General features: G+C 45.9%; 2 protein-coding genes. One reads left to right on the forward strand and one right to left on the reverse strand.

All coding sequences use genetic code 11. The features are described 5' to 3' along the window. Window positions 1–55: 55 nt before the first annotated feature. On the reverse strand, window positions 56–526 hold the full coding sequence (locus P5683_RS24110) for a DUF4079 domain-containing protein (protein ID WP_006619778.1): 471 nt from the start codon (window positions 524–526) through the stop codon (window positions 56–58). Window positions 527–758: 232 nt separating this feature from the next. On the opposite strand from P5683_RS24110, the gene P5683_RS24115 reads away from it, so the two are divergent. Continuing rightward, window positions 759–2,159, forward strand: coding sequence for an ankyrin repeat domain-containing protein (locus P5683_RS24115; protein ID WP_315641148.1), 1,401 nt, complete (start codon window positions 759–761; stop codon window positions 2,157–2,159). Window positions 2,160–2,494: the final 335 nt, after the last annotated feature.

Genomic DNA, 2,494 nt, shown 5'->3' on the forward strand with positions numbered 1-2,494 from the left:
CAAGTTGGCTCGTTGAGTGAAGAATCCCCGTCGCTTTAGCGCGGGGAGTGTCAAACTACATATTGCTGATAATCCGTTGCAGGATTTCTACCCCTGTTAGGGCTTGCCATAAAAACAGTCCTAACAATACTGTGTTCAAGCCGATATGAGTATATCGCGCCCAATTAACCCCCTTTTGCATCAGGGGACTCAGAGAAGCTGAAACCGCCACCATTCCAGTCATCCCTAATCCTACTAGGAGATGAGGACCCACAAATAATTTATGGTTGTTGATATAGGTGACACTCATTCCACCAATAGAGCCTAGCACCATCAAAGCCAGGATCAGCGACCCGACTTGATAGTGTTTGCTATTGAATTTTCCCTTGATCAGTTCTTTTTTCTGTTCCCCCTCGGATGACCTGGTGCGCCGAATTTGCACCCCTAGGTACATTGCGTAAATTGTTAGCGCTAACAACACCCACATAATCGCTGGGTGAATAAAATTCAGGTAGGGTTTGATAGTATCTGGAATTGGCAGATCCATAGTGTTCTCCGAATCGGTAAAATGATGAAACCTTAATAAAACTTAGCATATTACCGATCAGTTGTGTTTGTGATATCTTCCGGCTGTGGGAATTTGCTTATGTTATGGGCTAAAAAGATTGACTGTTTTTGATAGATCCTGCGAAGATGCAATTGGCAACTGCGGGGTTCTCTATTATGGAGTCATCGTAGTTCTGTCCTCCAACCAACGAGTGGGATGAGAAAAACATTTCATGGGTTCAACAACACAGCGGGACACTACCTTACTTAGAGCGGTTAAGACGGGTAATTTAATTAACACCCGCGCTCTCCTGGCTAAGGGGGGAAATGCTAACGCTAAAGATCGCGATGGTGTTACGGTGTTAATGTTCGCAGCACAGGCAGGATACTTGGAGATTTTGCGGGTGTTGGTGCAACGGGGAGCTGATGTTAATTATGCTAGTCGCCGCTATGGTATCACGGCCCTTATGGTGGCGGCGGCTCATGCTCAACTTGATTGCGCTCGTTTTCTACTACAAAGCGGCGCTAATGTCAATGCTCAAAATGAGGACGGTAGCACGGCTCTCATGGCTGCTACCCAGATGGGCGATCGCTCTATGGTAAAATTGCTATGCCACCATGGGGCTGATGTTAATGTCATCGATCGCTCCGGCGATACAGCCTGGAAATTAGCCCTATCACAAAACCATCTCGAAATTGCTGAAGACCTCCGGGAAGCTGGGGCTACCTTAGATCCATTACCTGATTCGAGCATATTATTTCCGGTGGTTGCCTCTGGTCGCCCTGAAGGTCTCCCCACCTGGCTAGACATGGGTTTAAATGTCAATGTCTGTAATGAGTCTGGGGAAACTCCCCTTATGGTGGCTACTGATAGGGGAGATTGGCAAATGGTAGAATTATTGATCCGAGCTGGGGCTAATGTTAATGCCCGCAATAGCGATGGTAGCACCGCTCTCATGGCGGCGGCGGCTCAGGGTCAATTATCTATCGCTAGTGCCTTGCTTAAAGCTGGGGCTGATATTTATACTGGCGATCGCGATGGTGAAACTGCTCTACATTTGGCTGTCCTAGAAGGACACCAGGATATGGTGAAACTCCTATTGGGTTGGGGTGCTGATGTTCACGCGGTTAATCGCTTCGGCGATGTCCCCCTGATGTTGGCAGCTATCCAGGGACATAGTGAAATTATGACTCTGTTAGTTCCTCGTATTTCTCGCGATCGCCGTGATGCTCTTCTTAATGCTAAAATTAGTGGCGAAACTCCTCTTTCTTTGGCTATCCGACAGGGAGATTTAAACGCTGTACAAATCCTGCTTAATAGTGGTGCCGATATTCATCTGACTACAGAAGGCGGTAAAACTCCCTTGATGACCGCCGCTGAAGTGGGAAATGTGGCGATTATTGAACGGCTACTTCTTACCCCAATTGACCTGAATCTTCAGGACGAAAAGGGAGCTACAGCTTTGATGTGGGCGGCTCATCGTGGTCATCAGTTCGCAGTTCAATTGCTCATTGAACGCGGTGCAAATATTAATCTTAAACATCGTGGGGGTTGTACAGCTTTAATGTTAGCCGAATTTAACCGACATCACGAAATTGTTAAGCTGTTGAGAGCCGCTGGCGCTCAAGAATAACTTGATTTTTTATTCAATTAACCAACCCTCGCGCGGAAAGAATAGAGGTTGACAGGGACGGCGAGGAATGCTATGATAGATGTATAGTTAAACAATTGTAATATGTCTATCCACAAAAAAAAAGCATATATCTCCATTATGTAAAATATACCATGAAGCCCAGGCAAAAGTCAAGTCCCCTGCCTCGAATCGGGCGAATTTTTAACATTAATTAAAATTTGTTACAAAACTTAACATAAATGGGAAGATCATGATTTCCCAGGAGGTTGAGCAATTGACGCTGATACATTTACGCGACATTTATCCGGCTATTGCCTGACAATGCGACGATAGCT

The organism is Limnospira sp. PMC 1279.21 (genome assembly GCF_032349615.1).
GTDB classification, from domain to species: Bacteria; Cyanobacteriota; Cyanobacteriia; order Cyanobacteriales; family Microcoleaceae; genus Limnospira; species Limnospira fusiformis.